The 15,484-nt window shown below is 34.7% G+C and carries 15 protein-coding genes; 6 read left to right on the top strand and 9 right to left on the bottom strand.

Features of this window, described 5'->3' with window-relative positions; genetic code table 11:
* Positions 1-112: 112 nt before the first annotated feature.
* The 3 genes from G6R40_RS04340 to G6R40_RS04330 are packed head-to-tail and all read right to left on the bottom strand — an operon-like array spanning position 113 to position 2,236.
* Positions 113-901, bottom strand: a complete 789-nt coding sequence (locus G6R40_RS04340; RefSeq protein WP_185670504.1) for a porin family protein — start codon at positions 899-901, stop codon at positions 113-115.
* 4 nt (positions 902-905) lie between these two features.
* Positions 906-1,631: a bifunctional demethylmenaquinone methyltransferase/2-methoxy-6-polyprenyl-1,4-benzoquinol methylase UbiE gene (gene ubiE, locus G6R40_RS04335; protein WP_165132037.1), complete on the bottom strand. Its 726-nt coding sequence runs from the start codon at positions 1,629-1,631 to the stop codon at positions 906-908.
* 32 nt (positions 1,632-1,663) lie between these two features.
* Entirely contained in the window at positions 1,664-2,236 is a 573-nt protein-coding gene (locus G6R40_RS04330; RefSeq protein ID WP_165132034.1) for a hypothetical protein, read from the bottom strand.
* 204 nt (positions 2,237-2,440) lie between these two features.
* Here G6R40_RS04330 and G6R40_RS04325 point away from each other — a divergent pair, with 204 nt between their 5' ends.
* Together G6R40_RS04325 and G6R40_RS04320 are read left to right on the top strand one after the other, a co-directional pair.
* Positions 2,441-3,520 (top strand): 3-oxoacyl-ACP synthase III family protein, encoded by a 1,080-nt coding sequence (locus tag G6R40_RS04325; protein WP_165132031.1) that lies wholly within the window; start codon positions 2,441-2,443, stop codon positions 3,518-3,520.
* Positions 3,521-3,614: 94 nt separating this feature from the next.
* Positions 3,615-4,823 carry a metallophosphoesterase gene (locus G6R40_RS04320; protein WP_165132028.1) on the top strand — a complete coding sequence of 403 codons (1,209 nt, stop codon included), beginning with the start codon at positions 3,615-3,617 and terminating at the stop codon, positions 4,821-4,823.
* Between the two features lie 3 nt (positions 4,824-4,826).
* On the opposite strand, the gene G6R40_RS04315 is transcribed toward G6R40_RS04320, so the two are convergent.
* Both G6R40_RS04315 and G6R40_RS04310 read right to left on the bottom strand, forming a co-directional pair.
* A complete protein-coding gene (locus G6R40_RS04315; RefSeq protein WP_165132025.1) occupies positions 4,827-5,582 on the bottom strand; it encodes a polysaccharide deacetylase in 756 nt (251 codons plus the stop codon).
* Positions 5,583-5,601: 19 nt separating this feature from the next.
* Positions 5,602-6,564 (bottom strand): NAD-dependent epimerase/dehydratase family protein, encoded by a 963-nt coding sequence (locus G6R40_RS04310; RefSeq protein ID WP_165132022.1) that lies wholly within the window; start codon positions 6,562-6,564, stop codon positions 5,602-5,604.
* Between the two features lie 164 nt (positions 6,565-6,728).
* Between G6R40_RS04310 and G6R40_RS04305 the strand changes: the two genes are divergently transcribed.
* The 3 genes from G6R40_RS04305 (at position 6,729) to G6R40_RS04295 (ending at position 9,552) form a co-directional block, all read left to right on the top strand.
* Positions 6,729-7,544, top strand: a complete 816-nt coding sequence (locus tag G6R40_RS04305) for a sulfurtransferase (RefSeq protein WP_165132019.1) — start codon at positions 6,729-6,731, stop codon at positions 7,542-7,544.
* A 15-nt stretch (positions 7,545-7,559) separates the two neighbouring features.
* Positions 7,560-8,588, top strand: a complete 1,029-nt coding sequence (locus G6R40_RS04300; protein WP_165132016.1) for a threonine aldolase family protein — start codon at positions 7,560-7,562, stop codon at positions 8,586-8,588.
* An 85-nt stretch (positions 8,589-8,673) separates the two neighbouring features.
* Complete coding sequence (locus G6R40_RS04295) at positions 8,674-9,552, top strand: DUF808 domain-containing protein (protein WP_165132013.1); 879 nt, start codon at positions 8,674-8,676, stop codon at positions 9,550-9,552.
* 7 nt (positions 9,553-9,559) lie between these two features.
* Here the strand turns inward: G6R40_RS04295 and G6R40_RS04290 are convergent, their stop codons facing one another.
* The 4 genes from G6R40_RS04290 to G6R40_RS04275 form a co-directional block, all read right to left on the bottom strand.
* The gene (locus G6R40_RS04290) at positions 9,560-10,105 is read right to left on the bottom strand and encodes a GNAT family N-acetyltransferase (RefSeq protein ID WP_165132010.1); all 546 of its coding nucleotides are present in this window, start codon (positions 10,103-10,105) and stop codon (positions 9,560-9,562) included.
* 6 nt (positions 10,106-10,111) lie between these two features.
* On the bottom strand, positions 10,112-11,563 hold the full coding sequence (locus G6R40_RS04285) for an LptF/LptG family permease (RefSeq protein WP_165132007.1): 1,452 nt from the start codon (positions 11,561-11,563) through the stop codon (positions 10,112-10,114).
* Between the two features lie 95 nt (positions 11,564-11,658).
* On the bottom strand, positions 11,659-12,303 hold the full coding sequence (locus G6R40_RS04280) for a LolA family protein (protein WP_165132004.1): 645 nt from the start codon (positions 12,301-12,303) through the stop codon (positions 11,659-11,661).
* Positions 12,304-12,408: 105 nt separating this feature from the next.
* The gene (locus tag G6R40_RS04275) at positions 12,409-13,233 is read right to left on the bottom strand and encodes a GIN domain-containing protein (protein WP_165132001.1); all 825 of its coding nucleotides are present in this window, start codon (positions 13,231-13,233) and stop codon (positions 12,409-12,411) included.
* Positions 13,234-13,373: 140 nt separating this feature from the next.
* On the opposite strand from G6R40_RS04275, the gene G6R40_RS04270 reads away from it, so the two are divergent.
* Positions 13,374-15,464 carry an LTA synthase family protein gene (locus tag G6R40_RS04270; protein WP_165131998.1) on the top strand — a complete coding sequence of 697 codons (2,091 nt, stop codon included), beginning with the start codon at positions 13,374-13,376 and terminating at the stop codon, positions 15,462-15,464.
* The last annotated feature ends 20 nt before the right edge of the window (positions 15,465-15,484 follow it).

Here is a 15,484-nt window from a genome sequence, read left to right as displayed (position 1 = left end):
TTCAAGACCTTGACCAAGATTTTGAATGCCACCACCAGTTTTTGTTCATTGATAAATTCATGTGACAAATATAGAAATGAAATTTAATAAAACAATAAATTTATGAAAAATATTATTCAAATTTTAAAACAAACATGAAAGCTCTTGTATTCATCGTAGAAATCCCAGCCGCCCAATATGGCGGTGTTTCTGGATTGTCCGCGACAATTTCGTTGTTCATGAAGAAGGTTCCACGGATGGCTGGTGTGAGCTTAAATCGGCTGAAATAAATCTGAATTCCTAGTTCTGCTGTCCAACCAAAATTATGCGATGTAGAACGGAAAATGTTTCTAGAATTGTCTTCTGTACTGGTTTCGTTTGATTGTAAATTCATCAAATAATTGACGCCTCCAGCGGCATAAGGTCTGGTGTTGTACCATCTATCACCATGAAATTCTAACAAAATAGGAACGTCAACATAAGTTGATTTAACTGTTTTTATTCGGTCTGTATCGGTCATCACAATCGGTGTGAAAGCTGGGAATTGTGTTGTTCCGCCTGCGTATTGATCATTGGATTGTGTGTTAAAAGTAAACTCTCTTTCTACAAAATGTAATCCTGGTTCTATGCGAAGATCCAAATAGTCGTTAAGACGCATTTTCCCGATAAGACCAGCTCCGAAGCTGAAAGCAGGTTTAACGTGTATTAAACTTTCTTGACCATTCATCCCATATCTTGGATCCAAAACCAGTTTTGAGTCAAAATTATTTGCAGCAAGGTAAAATCCCCAACTGAATTTTTGGGTGTCAAAATCTTCAAGATTATCGAGACGATCTGTTTTTCTAAAGATGTCTGTAAGTTGTGCGTTAGCCGTAAATCCAGTTAACAATGCGATGGCTACAAGATGTTTCAGTTTTGTCATCCTATTATTTTGTGGCTTTATAAATTGTCGCAATACCTAGGCTTAGCTTTTTGTATTCTACTTTTGAGAAGCCTGTTTGCAGCAATATGTTTTTCATTTTTTCACCAAAAGGAAAGGCGTTAACGGAGTCTGGCAAATAGGTGTAGGCTCTGTTATCTTTGGAAACCAATCTTCCGATAGCGGGCAAAATATTTTTAAAATAAAACATATAGAGTGGTCCCATAAATCCTTCAACTTTTGAAAACTCTAATATATAAACACTTTTGTTTTCTTTCACCACTCTTTTTAATTCTGCTAAACCTTTTTCAAGATTTTCAAAATTTCTAACACCAAAAGCAACTGTTACAGCATCGAAATTGTTATCCTCAAAAGGCAATCTTTCAGCATCGCCTTTCATCATGGATATTTTATCAGAAAGCTTTTGTTTCTTTACTTTTTCGATGCCCACATTCAACATTTGCTGAGAAAGATCTAGACCTGTTACGTGCGCCTGCGTGCCTTTTTGTACTGTAATGGCAAGATCACCCGTGCCTGTAGCAACGTCCAAAACAGTTTTGGGTTGGTCTTTATTTAACCATTTAACCAAAGTGTTTCGCCACAGCACATCAATTTTCATTGACAAAACATGATTCAGAAGATCATACTTTGGGGCAATGTTGTCGAACATATCTTCGACTTGACTTTTCTTGCTATTATCAGTATTATATGGTGTTACGTTATTATGATCCAAAATAAAAATATATAATTAAACGTGAATTTTGATTAAAACTTATAGTTTTCGTTGTAATAATTTATAAAATCTTGTTTTCTAAAGATTTTGGTACGGCTTTCTACTTTATCGATGTTTTTAATGACTTTATCATAATCTTCATCAATGTTAAAATAGAAATCTTCGTTGTAAAGTTTGTTTGACTTTTTGATGTCTCCAATAAAGTTTTTCCCATCGATAGTGGTATGTCCTTGTGACAAAATCAAAGAATCTTTGTCGCGGAAATAGCCATAATATTGTTTGAAAACATAATAGTCTTTGTGTGCAATATTCAGCATTCCGCGGTCTTTTATAACCTGAAAGCTAGAGTCGTAAAGCATTTTTTTGTTTTGGTCAAAAACCTTGATGTCATTTTTGCCTTTATCCAAATCTATTTTTAGATATTGTCCAGAAGCTAATATTTTTTGCTCACCATTGTTGATTCGGAAAAAATAAGTATCGGGCGTAGGATTGTCCACCAAATAATAATTAGGTTTAGCCAGAAATAAAAAATAAATTCCGAAAGAAGCTATTGCAGCTATAACAGCCAAGAGAAGGCCTTTCAGAGATGGGTTGTTTTTTAGCATTGTTTCTGATATTCAAATTGAAGCTTTGTCAAAAAGACAATATGCAAATTTAGTAATTATTTGCAAGAAAATAAGATGATAAATTCCGCTTTATTTGGTTATTAAAATCAGCCTACAAAAGCTAAATTGGTATTTATTGGAATTCCTCACAACAAATTCAAAAAAATATGTAATTTTGTTTTTTTAATTATTCAAAAATCTTCGATGCCAAATACAGTTATTATAGGATCTGGATGTTATGTACCAGAAAATGTTATTGACGGTTCCTACTTTATGGATTCAATTTTTTATGATGAAAATAACGAAAAAATTGATAAACCAAATTCTGAAGTTATCAGCAAATTTGTTGATATTACAGAAATTGAAGAAAGGCGATACATCAATGCAGGCGAGTACAATTCGGATTTAGGTCTTCGTGCTGCAACTCAGGCAATAGAAGATGCTGGTGTGGACAAAGAATCTATTGATTATATTATCTATGCCACCAATTTTGGAGAAGTTGATGAGAAAGGCCTTCCCAATTTTATGCCTTCTTTAGCGGCTCGACTTAAGAATAAACTTGGCATTAAGAATAGAAATTGTATTAATTATGATATGATTTTTGGATGTCCTGGTTGGGTAGAAGCGTTAATCTTGTCCGATGTTTTATTAAAATCTGGTCGTGCTAAAACAATTTTGGTAGTAGGAGGTGAAACCTTAAGTCGTGTTACCGATCCTTTTGATAGAAACAAACTGATCTTTGCAGATGGTGCGGGAGCAGTCGTGGTAACAACTACAGAGGAAGAAAATGTTGGTATTATTGCGGATTCTACAATATGTGATAATGGTGAAGAATTGTGTTATTTGGAAAACGGAACATCTCTTAATTTAGAAGATGATCAAAGCAAATTATACATCCGTATGCGTGGGCGAAAAATCTACGAATATGCACTGAAAAATGTGCCAGATGCTATAAAAGCAACTATTGATAAAGCCAATCTGGACATTGCAGATATTGATAAAATCTTAATTCACCAGGCGAATGCCAAGATGGATTATGCGATGATTTCAAGATTGTTCAAACTATATGGCATCAAAGATTATGATCATGTTATTGCGCCGATGACCATTCAGAAATTCGGGAATTCTTCGGTGGCAACAGTTCCGACAATGTTTGATTTGATAAGAAAAGGTAAAATGGAAGGACAAAGTTTCACGCCTGGAAGCCATATTATCTTTACTTCTGTTGGGGCTGGGATGAATATCAATTGCGTGGTATATCGCTTTCCAAAGGATAAAATTTAATTTATTTAAAATAAATATAAGTCAAAAAGGCACAGAGTAACAATTTGGTTTACTTTGTGCTTTTTGTTTGTGCTTATTTTAAAGTTGAAGCTTTATGATGAAAAACATTTTGGGAATCATTGCTTTTTTTGTTCTCATCGAATTTTATATTTACCAAGCGGTTCGTACCGTTGTTAGCAATACATGGGCACGTGCTGTCTATTGGGTGGTTACCGTTAGCATCTATGCGTTGTTAATTTTTCTTGTGACGCAGTTCGATAGGACAAATCGTAGTCCTATGCAAGTTAATCTCATTATGGGACTTATTTTGGTATTTGCAATCCCAAAACTTTTAACTTTCTTTTTCTTATTAATTGAAGATATTATTCGTTTGTTGAGATTTGGAGTTCAATCGTTTTCTTCTGGACAAACAGGACATTATCCGAGTCGTAGAAAATTTGTTAGCTTGATAGGTCTAGGTACTGCAGGAATAATGTCTTACGCTTTTTTGGATGGAATTATTTTCGGAAAATACCGCCATCGTGTTCGCAAAGTGAAATTAAAATTAAAAAATCTTCCCAAAAGTTTTAAAGCTTACAAAATTGTTCAAATCTCGGATGTACACAGCGGTACATTTCAAGATCCGTCGAAGTTGCAACATGCCATTGATTTAATTAATCAACAAAAACCAGATTTAGTCCTATTTACGGGTGATATGGTGAATAATTATGCGGAAGAGTTTCAGCCGTTTATTAATTTATTTAAAAGCATCCAGGCAAAAGATGGCAAATTTTCTATACTTGGCAATCATGACTATGGTAAGTATGGTAAATTTAATTCTAAGGAAGAGGAATACCAAAATGTTCCTAAACTTATTCAATATCAAAAAGAAGCAGGCTTCAGAGTGTTAAGAAATGAGCATCTTAGCATTGAAAAAAACGACGAAAAAATCTACCTTCTCGGTGTTGAAAACTGGGGCGAAAAACCATTTCCTCAATATGGCGATTTGGACAAAGCTTTAGAAAATGTACCAAGTGATGCTGTTAAAATTTTGATGTCGCATGATCCTACACATTTTGATTATGCCGTGAAAAACAATCCTAACTTTGTACACCTTACTTTGTCTGGGCATACACACGGCATGCAGTTTGGGGTCGATCTCAAAAATGTGAAATGGTCCCCCATAGAATATCGTTACAAAAAATGGATGGATCTTTATGAAAGTAATGGTCGCTATCTCTATGTTAATAGAGGTTTTGGTGTCATTGGCTATTCCGGAAGAGTGGGGATTTTACCAGAAATTACCTTGTTTGAATTAAGTTAAATTTTAAAACAAATAATCCTTCATTCGAGAAGTTGCTAGTTCATTTTCTGTCACAAAATCCAGGAAAGCAATCAATTTGTCCTCAAAACTTTTTCCAAGATTGTATTTTTTGTAAAAAGGAAATGCGTAAGGAAGTTCCTCTTTTTCAAAAAATTGCCAAGCATTCATGTAAACTTGGACGTAATCTTCGTTTTGCAAAGTTTCCAAAATCATATTTTCATAAAACTTCTGAGGCGTTATTTGGAACACATAATCGTTGAAAGGTAATTGCGAATACGGTGACAAACTTTCTGGCACAAAGACGAGGCTGTCATCATAATAAAGCTTTGTTTTATCCTTTTTTAAACGTCTAAAAATAAAACCAATATTGGAATGTTCGATATTCGAAACATAAGAAAAGTCCAAGCTTTTTATATCTTTATTAGGAAGTTTTAGGAGTTTTTGACGAAGGCCGCGGATTTTTTTTTGAAGTTCATCTTCAAGAATCTTTTTAGCAATTTCGATTTCGGAAGTTGTAGAACGAATGTTGTAAAAAGCAACCTCGTGTCCTGCCGTTGTTAGTTTTTTTAAAGTTTTCTTAAGGCGTTCTGCAATAGAAACATCAACAAAAAAAGTGACAAGAGTAGAATAGATGTCAAGGTTTTGAACAATTATTTCTATATTTTGTTCCAAAGATGCTATTAATGTTTCATCATCAATTTCTGGATTGATACGGTCTTTTCCAAAAGGAATTGTAAGGTTAATACTTAGTAACAGCATCTTCAGAACAGGTTTTGACTTATTTAGCCAATTTTATTTTTAGGTTTTTAATCATATCTTTTGACATGCTTTCGATATCAAAATTATAACTAAGTCCCCAATCTTGTTTTGCTACAGAATCATCAATACTTGCTGGCCAAGAATCTGCAATCGCTTGACGGAAATCGGGTTCGTATTTAATAGTAAATTCAGGCATAATTTTTTTAATTTCTTCTGACAATTCTTTAGGATTGAAACTCATCCCGCCAAGATTATAAGAAGTTCTTACCCTAACTTGTTCTTTTGGTGCCGTCATCAATTTGATTGTTGCGTTTATCGCATCATCCATGTACAGCATTGGCATTTTCGTATCTTCTTTGATGAAGCTTGTGTAGCTACCGTTCTCTACCGCTTCGTAGAAAATTTCTACCGCATAATCTGTTGTTCCACCGCCAGCCGGCGCTTTCCAAGAAATCAAACCTGGATAACGGATACTTCTGATGTCAACATTATATTTTTCAAAATAATATTCGCACCATTTTTCACCAGCCATTTTCGAAATTCCGTAGACTGTAGAAGGGTTAAGAACCACCTCTTGTCCTACATTTTCTTTAGGAATACCTTTTCCAAAAACTGCGATGGAGCTTGGCCAAAATATTTTATTAATAACACCTTGTTTTGCCAATTCGCAAAGGTGGATAAGTGGTTCTAGGTTAAGCTTCCAGGCGAAAAGAGGCTGCTTTTCCGAAGTTCCGGATAGGAGAGAAGCTAAATGGTACACCGTTGTAATTTGATGTTCTTTGATAAAGTCGGTCATTGCTTCAAAATTGGAAACGTCCAATCTTTCATAATGTCCCGCTTCGGTAATCCCTTCTTTCCATTTGTCTAGTCCAGATGCGAAGACATTTTCTTTGCCATAGAGTTCTACAAGTTTTAGGGTAAGTTCAGTGCCTATTTGTCCCAGAGCACCGGTGATAAGAATGCGTTCTGTAGCCGTGTTCATAATTACTTTTTAGTTATGACAAATCTAATTAAATTTTGTTGCTTTTCGAAATTTTTAAACCAAATAATCTAGCCTAACTGCGCATGGTATCTTAAATAATTTTCAATATTTTATTTCGTGTAACGTCGATAAATACTTAATTTAGTTCTATAAAATTTTCACCCATGAAACCGATTTTAAGAATACCATGTTTTAATACAATAAAAGACAGTCCAGAACTCAGAATTTTTGATGTGAGAACAGGTCCAAAGGCTTTTGAAAACTACGAAAAAGAACATCTCAAAAATGCTGTTTATGTCAGTCTAGATAATGATTTAGCAGAAATTGGTAATTTTGAAAATGGTGGACGTCACCCTTTGCCAAGTCCAGAAAAATTTGCACAGACTTTAGGCGATTTGGGAATTTCGCCGCAATCGCATGTTATTATGTATGATGATAAAAATGGTGGTAATGCCGCTGCGAGATTTTGGTGGATGCTAAAAGCTTTTGGTCACGTGAAAGTTCAGGTTTTGGATGGTGGACTTCAACGAGCTATTTCGGAAAATTTAGAAACAGAATCGGGAAATTTTAAATATCAAAAAAGCAATTATCCAATTACAGATTGGAAACTTCCACAAAAAAATATCGATGAAGTAGAAGCAGCTACTTTGAAAAAAAATGCTGTAATCATCGATGTTCGCGAAGCACAACGTTATAACGGGATTACCGAACCGATAGATTTGGTGGCGGGGCATATTCCCAATGCGATTAACATGCCGTTTGCTGAAAATCTGGACGAGAATGGAAATTTTAAAACACCTGAAGAATTGCATGTAAAATATGAAAAGCTGTTCAACGATTTTTCTAAAGAAAATATTATTGTGCATTGTGGTTCGGGTGTAACAGCTTGCCATACGCTGTTGGCGATGAACGAAGCTGGTTTTGAAATTCCAAATCTTTATGTCGGATCTTGGAGCGAATGGTCCAGAAACAAATTGTAGAACGATAAGATATCAATGAAATATTCTTTTAAAAATGATTATACAGAAGCTTGTCATCCTCGGATTTTGCAAGCCTTAATAGAGACTAACGAAACACAGCAATTGGGCTATGGACAAGACGAATATTGCCAACAAGCTACAAAATTGTTTCAGGAAAAAATAAAAAATGAAAATGCTGGCGTATATTTCGTAAGTGGCGGAACGCAGGCTAATTTGTTGGTGATTTCTTCTTTGTTAAAACCTTTTGAAAGCGTTATATCTGCGGATTTTGGACATATCCAAACCAACGAAACGGGCGCCATAGAAGCGGTTGGGCATAAGATTAATCTCATTCAAACTAAAGATGGAAAGATTACACCCAGCGATATACAAGTGGTTTTGGACAAACATCCAAATATTCCTCATCAGGTGCGACCAAAGCTGGTTTATATTTCAAATACCACCGAAATTGGAACACATTATTCTAAAACAGAATTGGAAAAGTTGTATCAATTTTGTCAATCCAAAAATCTTTATCTTTTTATTGATGGCGCTAGAATGTCACAAGCCATTGCGATTCCTGAGGCTGAATTGAGTCTGGAAATTATCGCGAAAAATTCTGATGTTTTTTATTTTGGAGGAACCAAAAATGGCGCTTTAATAGGCGAAGCGATTATTTTTAATAACGAAAAATTAAGCGAAGATTTTCCTTTTGTTATCAAACAAAAAGGTGCGATGTTGGCGAAAGGCAGATTGTTGGGCATTCAGTTTCTGGAGCTTTTGAAAGATGATTTGTATCTCGAATTGGGAAAACATGCCAATCGACAAACCCAAAAGATAAAGTCGGCTTTTGAAAAGAAAAATGTGTCTTTTTTGACAAATTCTTTGAGCAATCAGATTTTTCCGATTCTTAAAAATGACCATATCAAAATTTTACAACACGAATTTGATTTTTATATCTGGCAACAGATTGATGCAGAACATTCTGCCATTCGGTTGATTTGCTCTTGGGCGACCACGGATGAAGTTGTTGGCCAATTAATCACAAACATTGAAAATCTGTAATGCTATTTCAAAAAATAGTAGCGGTAATTGTTCAATTGTTTTTGAGCATTTAATATTTTTGCAGAATAAAATTTAATAAAAAATTATGGCTTCAGGCTTTTTTGCAATATTGGACGACCTTGCAGCACTCATGGATGATGTGGCTGTGGCAAGTAAGGTGGCGACACAAAAAACTGCAGGAATTCTGGGTGATGACCTCGCTGTTAATGCTGAAAAAGCGACAGGTTTTGAGTCTTCCCGCGAGATTCCTGTACTTTGGGCTATTACAAAAGGTTCGTTTCTCAACAAGTTGATAATTGTTCCGATTGCTTTGTTGCTGAATGCTTTTTTTCCAATTGTTATTAAATATGTATTAATTGCCGGAGGTTGTTATCTGGCTTTTGAGGGTATGGAAAAGATTTTTCATTTTCTGTTTCATAAAAAAGAAATTGAACAAACGGATAACAATATTACAGAAGTTCTTGAACATCAACTCCCAGAACAACAAGAAAAAGCAAAAATAAAAGCGGCCATTACCACAGATTTTATTTTGTCAATCGAGATTGTGATTATCGCGCTGGGAACGGTTTTAAAACAACCTCTGAATATTCAAATTGTAACGGTTTGTATTGTTTCTGTCTTGGCTACTGTCGGCGTTTATGGTATTGTTGCGCTGATTGTGAGAATGGATGACGCAGGATTCAAATTAATTGATAAATCCAACAACCGGGGCGTTTTTTCGAAAATAGGACATTTTTTGGTAAAACTTTTACCAGTCGTTATTAAGATATTGGGCGTTGTTGGGACGATAGCTTTGTTATTGGTTTCTGGTGGAATCTTCCTCCACAACATCGATTATTTCCATCATCTTTTTCCGAATGTTCCAGATATAATTAAAGAATTTGGATTCGGTATTGTGGTGGGAACTGCTATGGTTTTGGTAATTACTTTAATTCAGAAAATTGTACAATTGGCTCGGAAATAAATGTATTTTAAATAGGATTAAGATGATTTAAAAAAATCTTCTTTGTGATTTGATATACAAAATTAAGTTTTGAAGTTTCACCAAAATAAACAACTTCTTCTTCACCTATTTTTTGCGCGTCAAGTCGTTCAATAGAAATTTGAGAGCGCAAATTAGTTGCACCAATATGGAAGATAACTTTGTCAACAAACTGGAAAATATACGCCATCATCAACTTTTTGGCAGAATGGTTAATGCCTGTTCCCCAAAATTGGGTTCCGTAAAACGTATAACCGATTAAGATGCTTTTGTCTTCCGCATTATAATCATAAAACCTTGTGCTGCCTGCAATTTTTCCACTTTTCTTATCAATGATTTTAAAAGCGCCGCCACTTTGCATAGCGCCTTGAAAAAAGTTTTCAAAAACTGCTCTTTTATAGCGGTCGGGATTGGGATGTTGCGCCCAAATTTCCTTTTCGCAAGCAACCGCATATATTGCTTCAAAATCTTCTTTTGAAAGCGGTTCAAGGATTAAAATCTCATTTTCTAAACGGGTTTGCAACGAAAATTCCATACACAATTATTGATAACGTTGATGTTCTTTATTCTTTGAAAAACGCTTGGTAATTGGTTTTAATAAAGCTTTATATTTTTCAATATCAAATAGTTGAGAGTCGGTAAGTGCTTTGTAAGTCAACCAAATACTGAATGGGAACAATATGATATTCGGGAACCAAGTCGCTAAATAAGGATCGAGTTCGCCTTTCCAAGAAAGGTTTTCGACACTCAGGTTAATCACGTAGAAAATGATAAAAATAACAATGGCGATAACTACGGGAAGTCCCATGCCGCCTTTTCTAATAATGGAACCTAAGCTGGCGCCAATTAAAAAGAAAATGATACAAGTCACTGAGAAAGATATAATCCGTTGTTGATAGATGATAACTTTGTTTTTATATTTTTTCATTTCTAAAACTTGATCTTGCGACATTCGGTTGGTGTCTTTCAGATTGTTAAGTTTCGCATAGGCGTTATACAAAACTTCAAGTTTTTTATCTTGATCTAATTTGTCTGCGGTGAAATTGGGCGTTGCTTTGGTTTTATTTTTTTTATCATCAAGGTATGGCACATAAGAATTAACCATCAACATGGACTGATTGGCAATGCTGTTAACGCTAATTTTGTTATTAGCATTTGTTTTCTCAAGAGTTTCGGCAACTTCCGCGTAACTTTGAAAACGATAATCATCTGTTATTCTTTCGTTTTCAATAGCTTGATTGATGAGTTCGCTGATATCGAAATGATAGACTAAAGTATCGAATTTTATAGCCTGATTGGGTTGGTTAAGGCGTTCCTGATAGGTTTTGTTGTTCATTTCATCTTCATAAACGTAACCATTGTAAAGGATTAACTTCAAATAATTAGGATCAACTGCTTTTGCAAAACGACCACTTTTAGAAATTACCGTTTGTTGATTTTCGTAAGAATTGGAGTTTTTATGAAGAAAAACACCTTCTAGGTTTTCACCATTTTCGCCCGTTATTTTATCAAATTTAACAGAGAATCCTGAGATTTGATCGATGAAAACACCCGGTGTAAAGTTAAGAGCCGGTTTGCTAGAAACAATGTTGAACAACATATTCTTCGCTTTCCTCTGAAAATCGGGGATAATGTTATTGGAAAAGCCAAATAGCAACAACGAGAGAAAAGTTGCGGTGATGAACAAAGGCGCCATAACTCTTGTAAGGCTGATGCCTGCGGCTTTCATGGCTGCAAGTTCGTAGCGTTCCCCAAAATCCCCAAAGGTCATAATCGACGAAAGTAGAATCGTAAGTGGCAATACCATCGACACAACGCTCGCACTCATGTAAAACAAAAATTTGATAATCTCCCAATAACTCAGGCCTTTACCTGTAAATTGCGACATCTGCACCCAAATGATGTTAACAATGAAGATAAAAAACAGGACACTAAAAATGAAAAAAAATGGCCCGAAAAAAGTTTTAATGATATATTGGTCTAACTTTTTCAAATGGAAAAATTATCTAATTTGGTTTCAAAAATACAGCAAAAAAGTCATAATGCGAAAGACATTATGACTTTTTATATTTTGGTTGAACTTAATAATTAAAGTTCTGTAATTAAATATTTGGCATATTTGGATTTATCAAAGCTAAAAATACCCGATGACAAATTTTGATTTTCTTTGTAATCGCTAATGTTAATAGTCGCGATTTGGTTGTTCGTCGCGATTTGCTCCAGTTTCACCAATTTTTTTTGTGGTGTGTTGACATAGAGATTAACCTGTTTCAGCCCATTGTCTTTTACTGGTGTCATTTTGATATAATCCAAAGATTTCCCATTGATATTTTTCTTACCAACATAAGTTACATTGTAATCTTTTTTATAAGATTCTAGATAACTAAGTGGCGAAAACATGACGTCGTTATCATTAGGTTTTGCAATGGTTACTTCTTTGTCGCTATCATTGATGTTGTAAACTTTGCTACCGTCGAATATTTGTTCTATACCCATGATTTTAAGTTTGTACTTATCATCACTAGAATAAAAAATTCCTGTTTCTGCTTTGGTTACTTGTCCAGTTCCAGAACCGTAAGTAAATTTGAAGTAGGTGTTTTTTTTACTTTTATAATTTGACGTTACCGCATCCAAAATGCTTTGTGATTTTCGATCAATCTTTTGGGCAAACGAAATTCCAAACGTGAATAATGAAATCCCCAACAACGTCGTCTTTTCTAATATTTTTTTCATATTATTCTTTTCTAGTTCAATTTTTTAGATACTTTTTGTTTTTAGAAGTTAAATTCTAAATAGACAATTGTGTGCCAAATTTCAGAAATAAGACAAAAATTAGTTTTACTTAACGCTTACCGAGCCAGAACTGCTTTCTTTTACAGTGACATTCTTAAGGTCGCCACGTTTAAGAACAACTATGTCAGCACTTGATGAGGCGCTTCCAGTTACGGAATTTCTCACACCAACTTTTATGCCTCCTGATGATGAGGCTTGTAATGTTGCCGTGTCAGCTGTAAATTCTGCTGCTTCCAAATCACCAGAAGATGAGGCTTGACCTGACAAATTTTCCGAACGACCTTTCATGCTTAATGTTCCAGAAGAAGAAACTTGTGCGACAACATTTTTCGCAATGACTTGACCATAAAAATCGGCGCTGCTGTTGACTTGGATAGAAACATTAGCCGCGTCAAAATCGCCTTTTATCGTTGAAGAGCTGGACGCCTGGATGTCAAATTTGTCAGATTTGAAGCTGTCTAGTACTTTAACTGTCGAACTAGAAGAAGTGGATAATTTAGAAAAATCTTTGGCATAGACTTTCACGCGAACACGGTTGGTGGAAAGGTTTCTCACGCCTTTTGCAACGCGGATAATGGCTGTGGATCCTTCTTGCGTTACTTCAATTTTGTCAATAATGTCAGATGGCGCGTTGACAACGATTTTTTCGGTGTTGGATTTTACAATTTCTACATCCAAAGAATTCGAGGTTTTAATTTCATCAAAATTGAAAGTGTAAGTTTTGTCTATTAATGCACCTTTTCCTTCACTGCTTCCCAAGGAAAAACCGCCAACGCTGAACTCGGATTCGCCATTGGATTTTGAATAGTTACATGCACTTAATGATAAGCTTAATGCTAATAATACGAGGCAAATTTTATTTGTTTTCATGTGTAAATATTGTTTAATGATTTGTATTAATATATAGTTAGACAACCAGAATTGTCATTTTGTTACATCTAATATTTAAAATCTAATATTATTAATAAAATATTATCTTGCGAGGTCGAAAAACTATATTAAAACTTAACATGGACATCAAAAAACTGAAAGCATTTTTTTACCTCGGTGCGTTTTATCTTTTAATCTCATTTTTGTTGAGAATCGTCTTTATTTTTCATCCAATAACCACAAGTAGCTTTGGCTTTTTTGAGAGTATCGGTGTCATTCTACTTGGGATGATTAACGATATTTTCATTTTTTCTATAGCTTCTGTTTTTTTGGTGATTTACTTTTTATTTTTATCAAATTCTAAATATGATAAACCTTGGGGCTATATTATTTTTGGATTGTTGCTAGCATTTGCATTGTATATTGCATTTGTCCCGAATAATATTTTTAAACAATATGGCGGGTCGGTTGCGGAAATTGCTTTAATTTTTGTGGGTTTAAAAACAATTCTTTTCGGATTATTACTTTTTGTTCCTAACCAGCGTGTGCGCTTCAGGAATATACTTTATTTCATCACACTTTTTTTGTATGTGTTTTTGATTATTCAAAATGCAGTAAGCGAGTATTTTTTCTGGAACGAGTTCGGGGTTCGATACAACTTTATCGCTGTAGATTATTTGATTTATACCAACGAGGTTATCGGAAATATTATGGAATCTTATCCTGTTGTTCCGTTGTTTTCGGTGATGATTGCCATAGCAATTCTGGTTACAATTTTCATTTATAATAGGACCAAATCCGAGCTTTTAACACTTCCTAATTTTGTGCAGAAAATGATTTTTGTAGCCACTTATATTGTGTTGTTTGGACTAAGTTTGTTCGTGATTGGTCAAATTAAAAAAATACATTATCAAAATACGTTTTCGGAAGAGATTAAAAGTAATGGTTTAGAAAAATTTTATACCGCTTTTAATACGAAATCGCTGGATTATGTACAATTTTATCCAAGTATGGGCGAGGCGCAAGCGCAAACTGAATTTTTAAAACAATTTTCACCTTCAGAGCTTCGTCGTCCAGTGGTTTCTGATCATCCCGAACTTAGAAAAAACGTGGTGCTAATCTCTATAGAAAGTCTGTCTGCGGATTTTATGTCACATTACGGAAACCAAAATAATGTAACGCCATTTTTAGACAGTTTGGCGACCAAAAGTATGATGTTTACCAATATGTATGCAACGGGGAATCGTACGGTTCGCGGGCTAGAAGCTTTGACATTGTGCATCCCACCAACGGCTGGCGAAAGTGTGGTAAAAAGAATTGATAATAAAAATAAATTCACGACGGGATCGGTTTTCAAATCCAAAGATTATCAAGTCAAATATCTTTATGGCGGCGATTCTTATTTTGATAACATGAAAGATTTCTTTGGTGGAAACAATTATGATATTGTGGATCGCGCAGCTTTTAAACCAAATGAAATTACATTTGCTAATATTTGGGGCGTAAGTGATGAAGATATGGCTGAAAAAGCTGTCGAAACTATGAATAAAGAAGCTAAAGCTGGGAAAGCATTTTTTAACCATTGGATGACCGTGAGTAATCACAGACCTTTTACCTATCCCGACGGAAGAATTGATATTCCGGGAACGGCAAAATCTCGTGATGGCGGCGTTAAATACACGGATTATTCGATTAAGAAGTTCTTCGAAATGGCGAAAAAGCAAGATTGGTACAAGAATACAATTTTCGTCATTGTGTCGGACCATTGCGCTTCTTCTGCTGGTAAAACAGAACTTCCGATGGATAAATATAGAATTCCTGCCATGATTTTCTCCGAAGGACTTATAGAAGCAAAACAGGTTAATACTTTGATGTCGCAGATAGATTTGATGCCGACTTTATTTGGTTTAATGAATTTCAATTATGAAAGTCAATTTTTAGGACAAGATATTTTTAAACCCAATTATCAGCCGCGTGCTTATATTGCGACTTATCAAGATTTAGGATTAATTAAGAATAATATTTTGACCATTATTTCACCAACTAAAAAAGTGAAACAATATGATCTGAAACTTCAAAAAAATGATATTTCAGCGAATTTTAATCCGTATTTCGATGAAATTCCGAGAACTCAAATTGATGAAAAATTAAAGAACGAAACCATCGCAACCTACGAGAGCACGTCGCTTTGGCTAAAAAATAAGAAGTTAGATAAGACTGTTTCCAAATAATTTTTATTACATTTACAAAA

The organism is Chryseobacterium sp. POL2, assembly GCF_011058315.1.
GTDB lineage: Bacteria > Bacteroidota > Bacteroidia > Flavobacteriales > Weeksellaceae > Soonwooa.
Note: the sequence above shows the minus strand (reverse complement) of the source record. Positions and strands in the feature narration are given on the sequence as shown.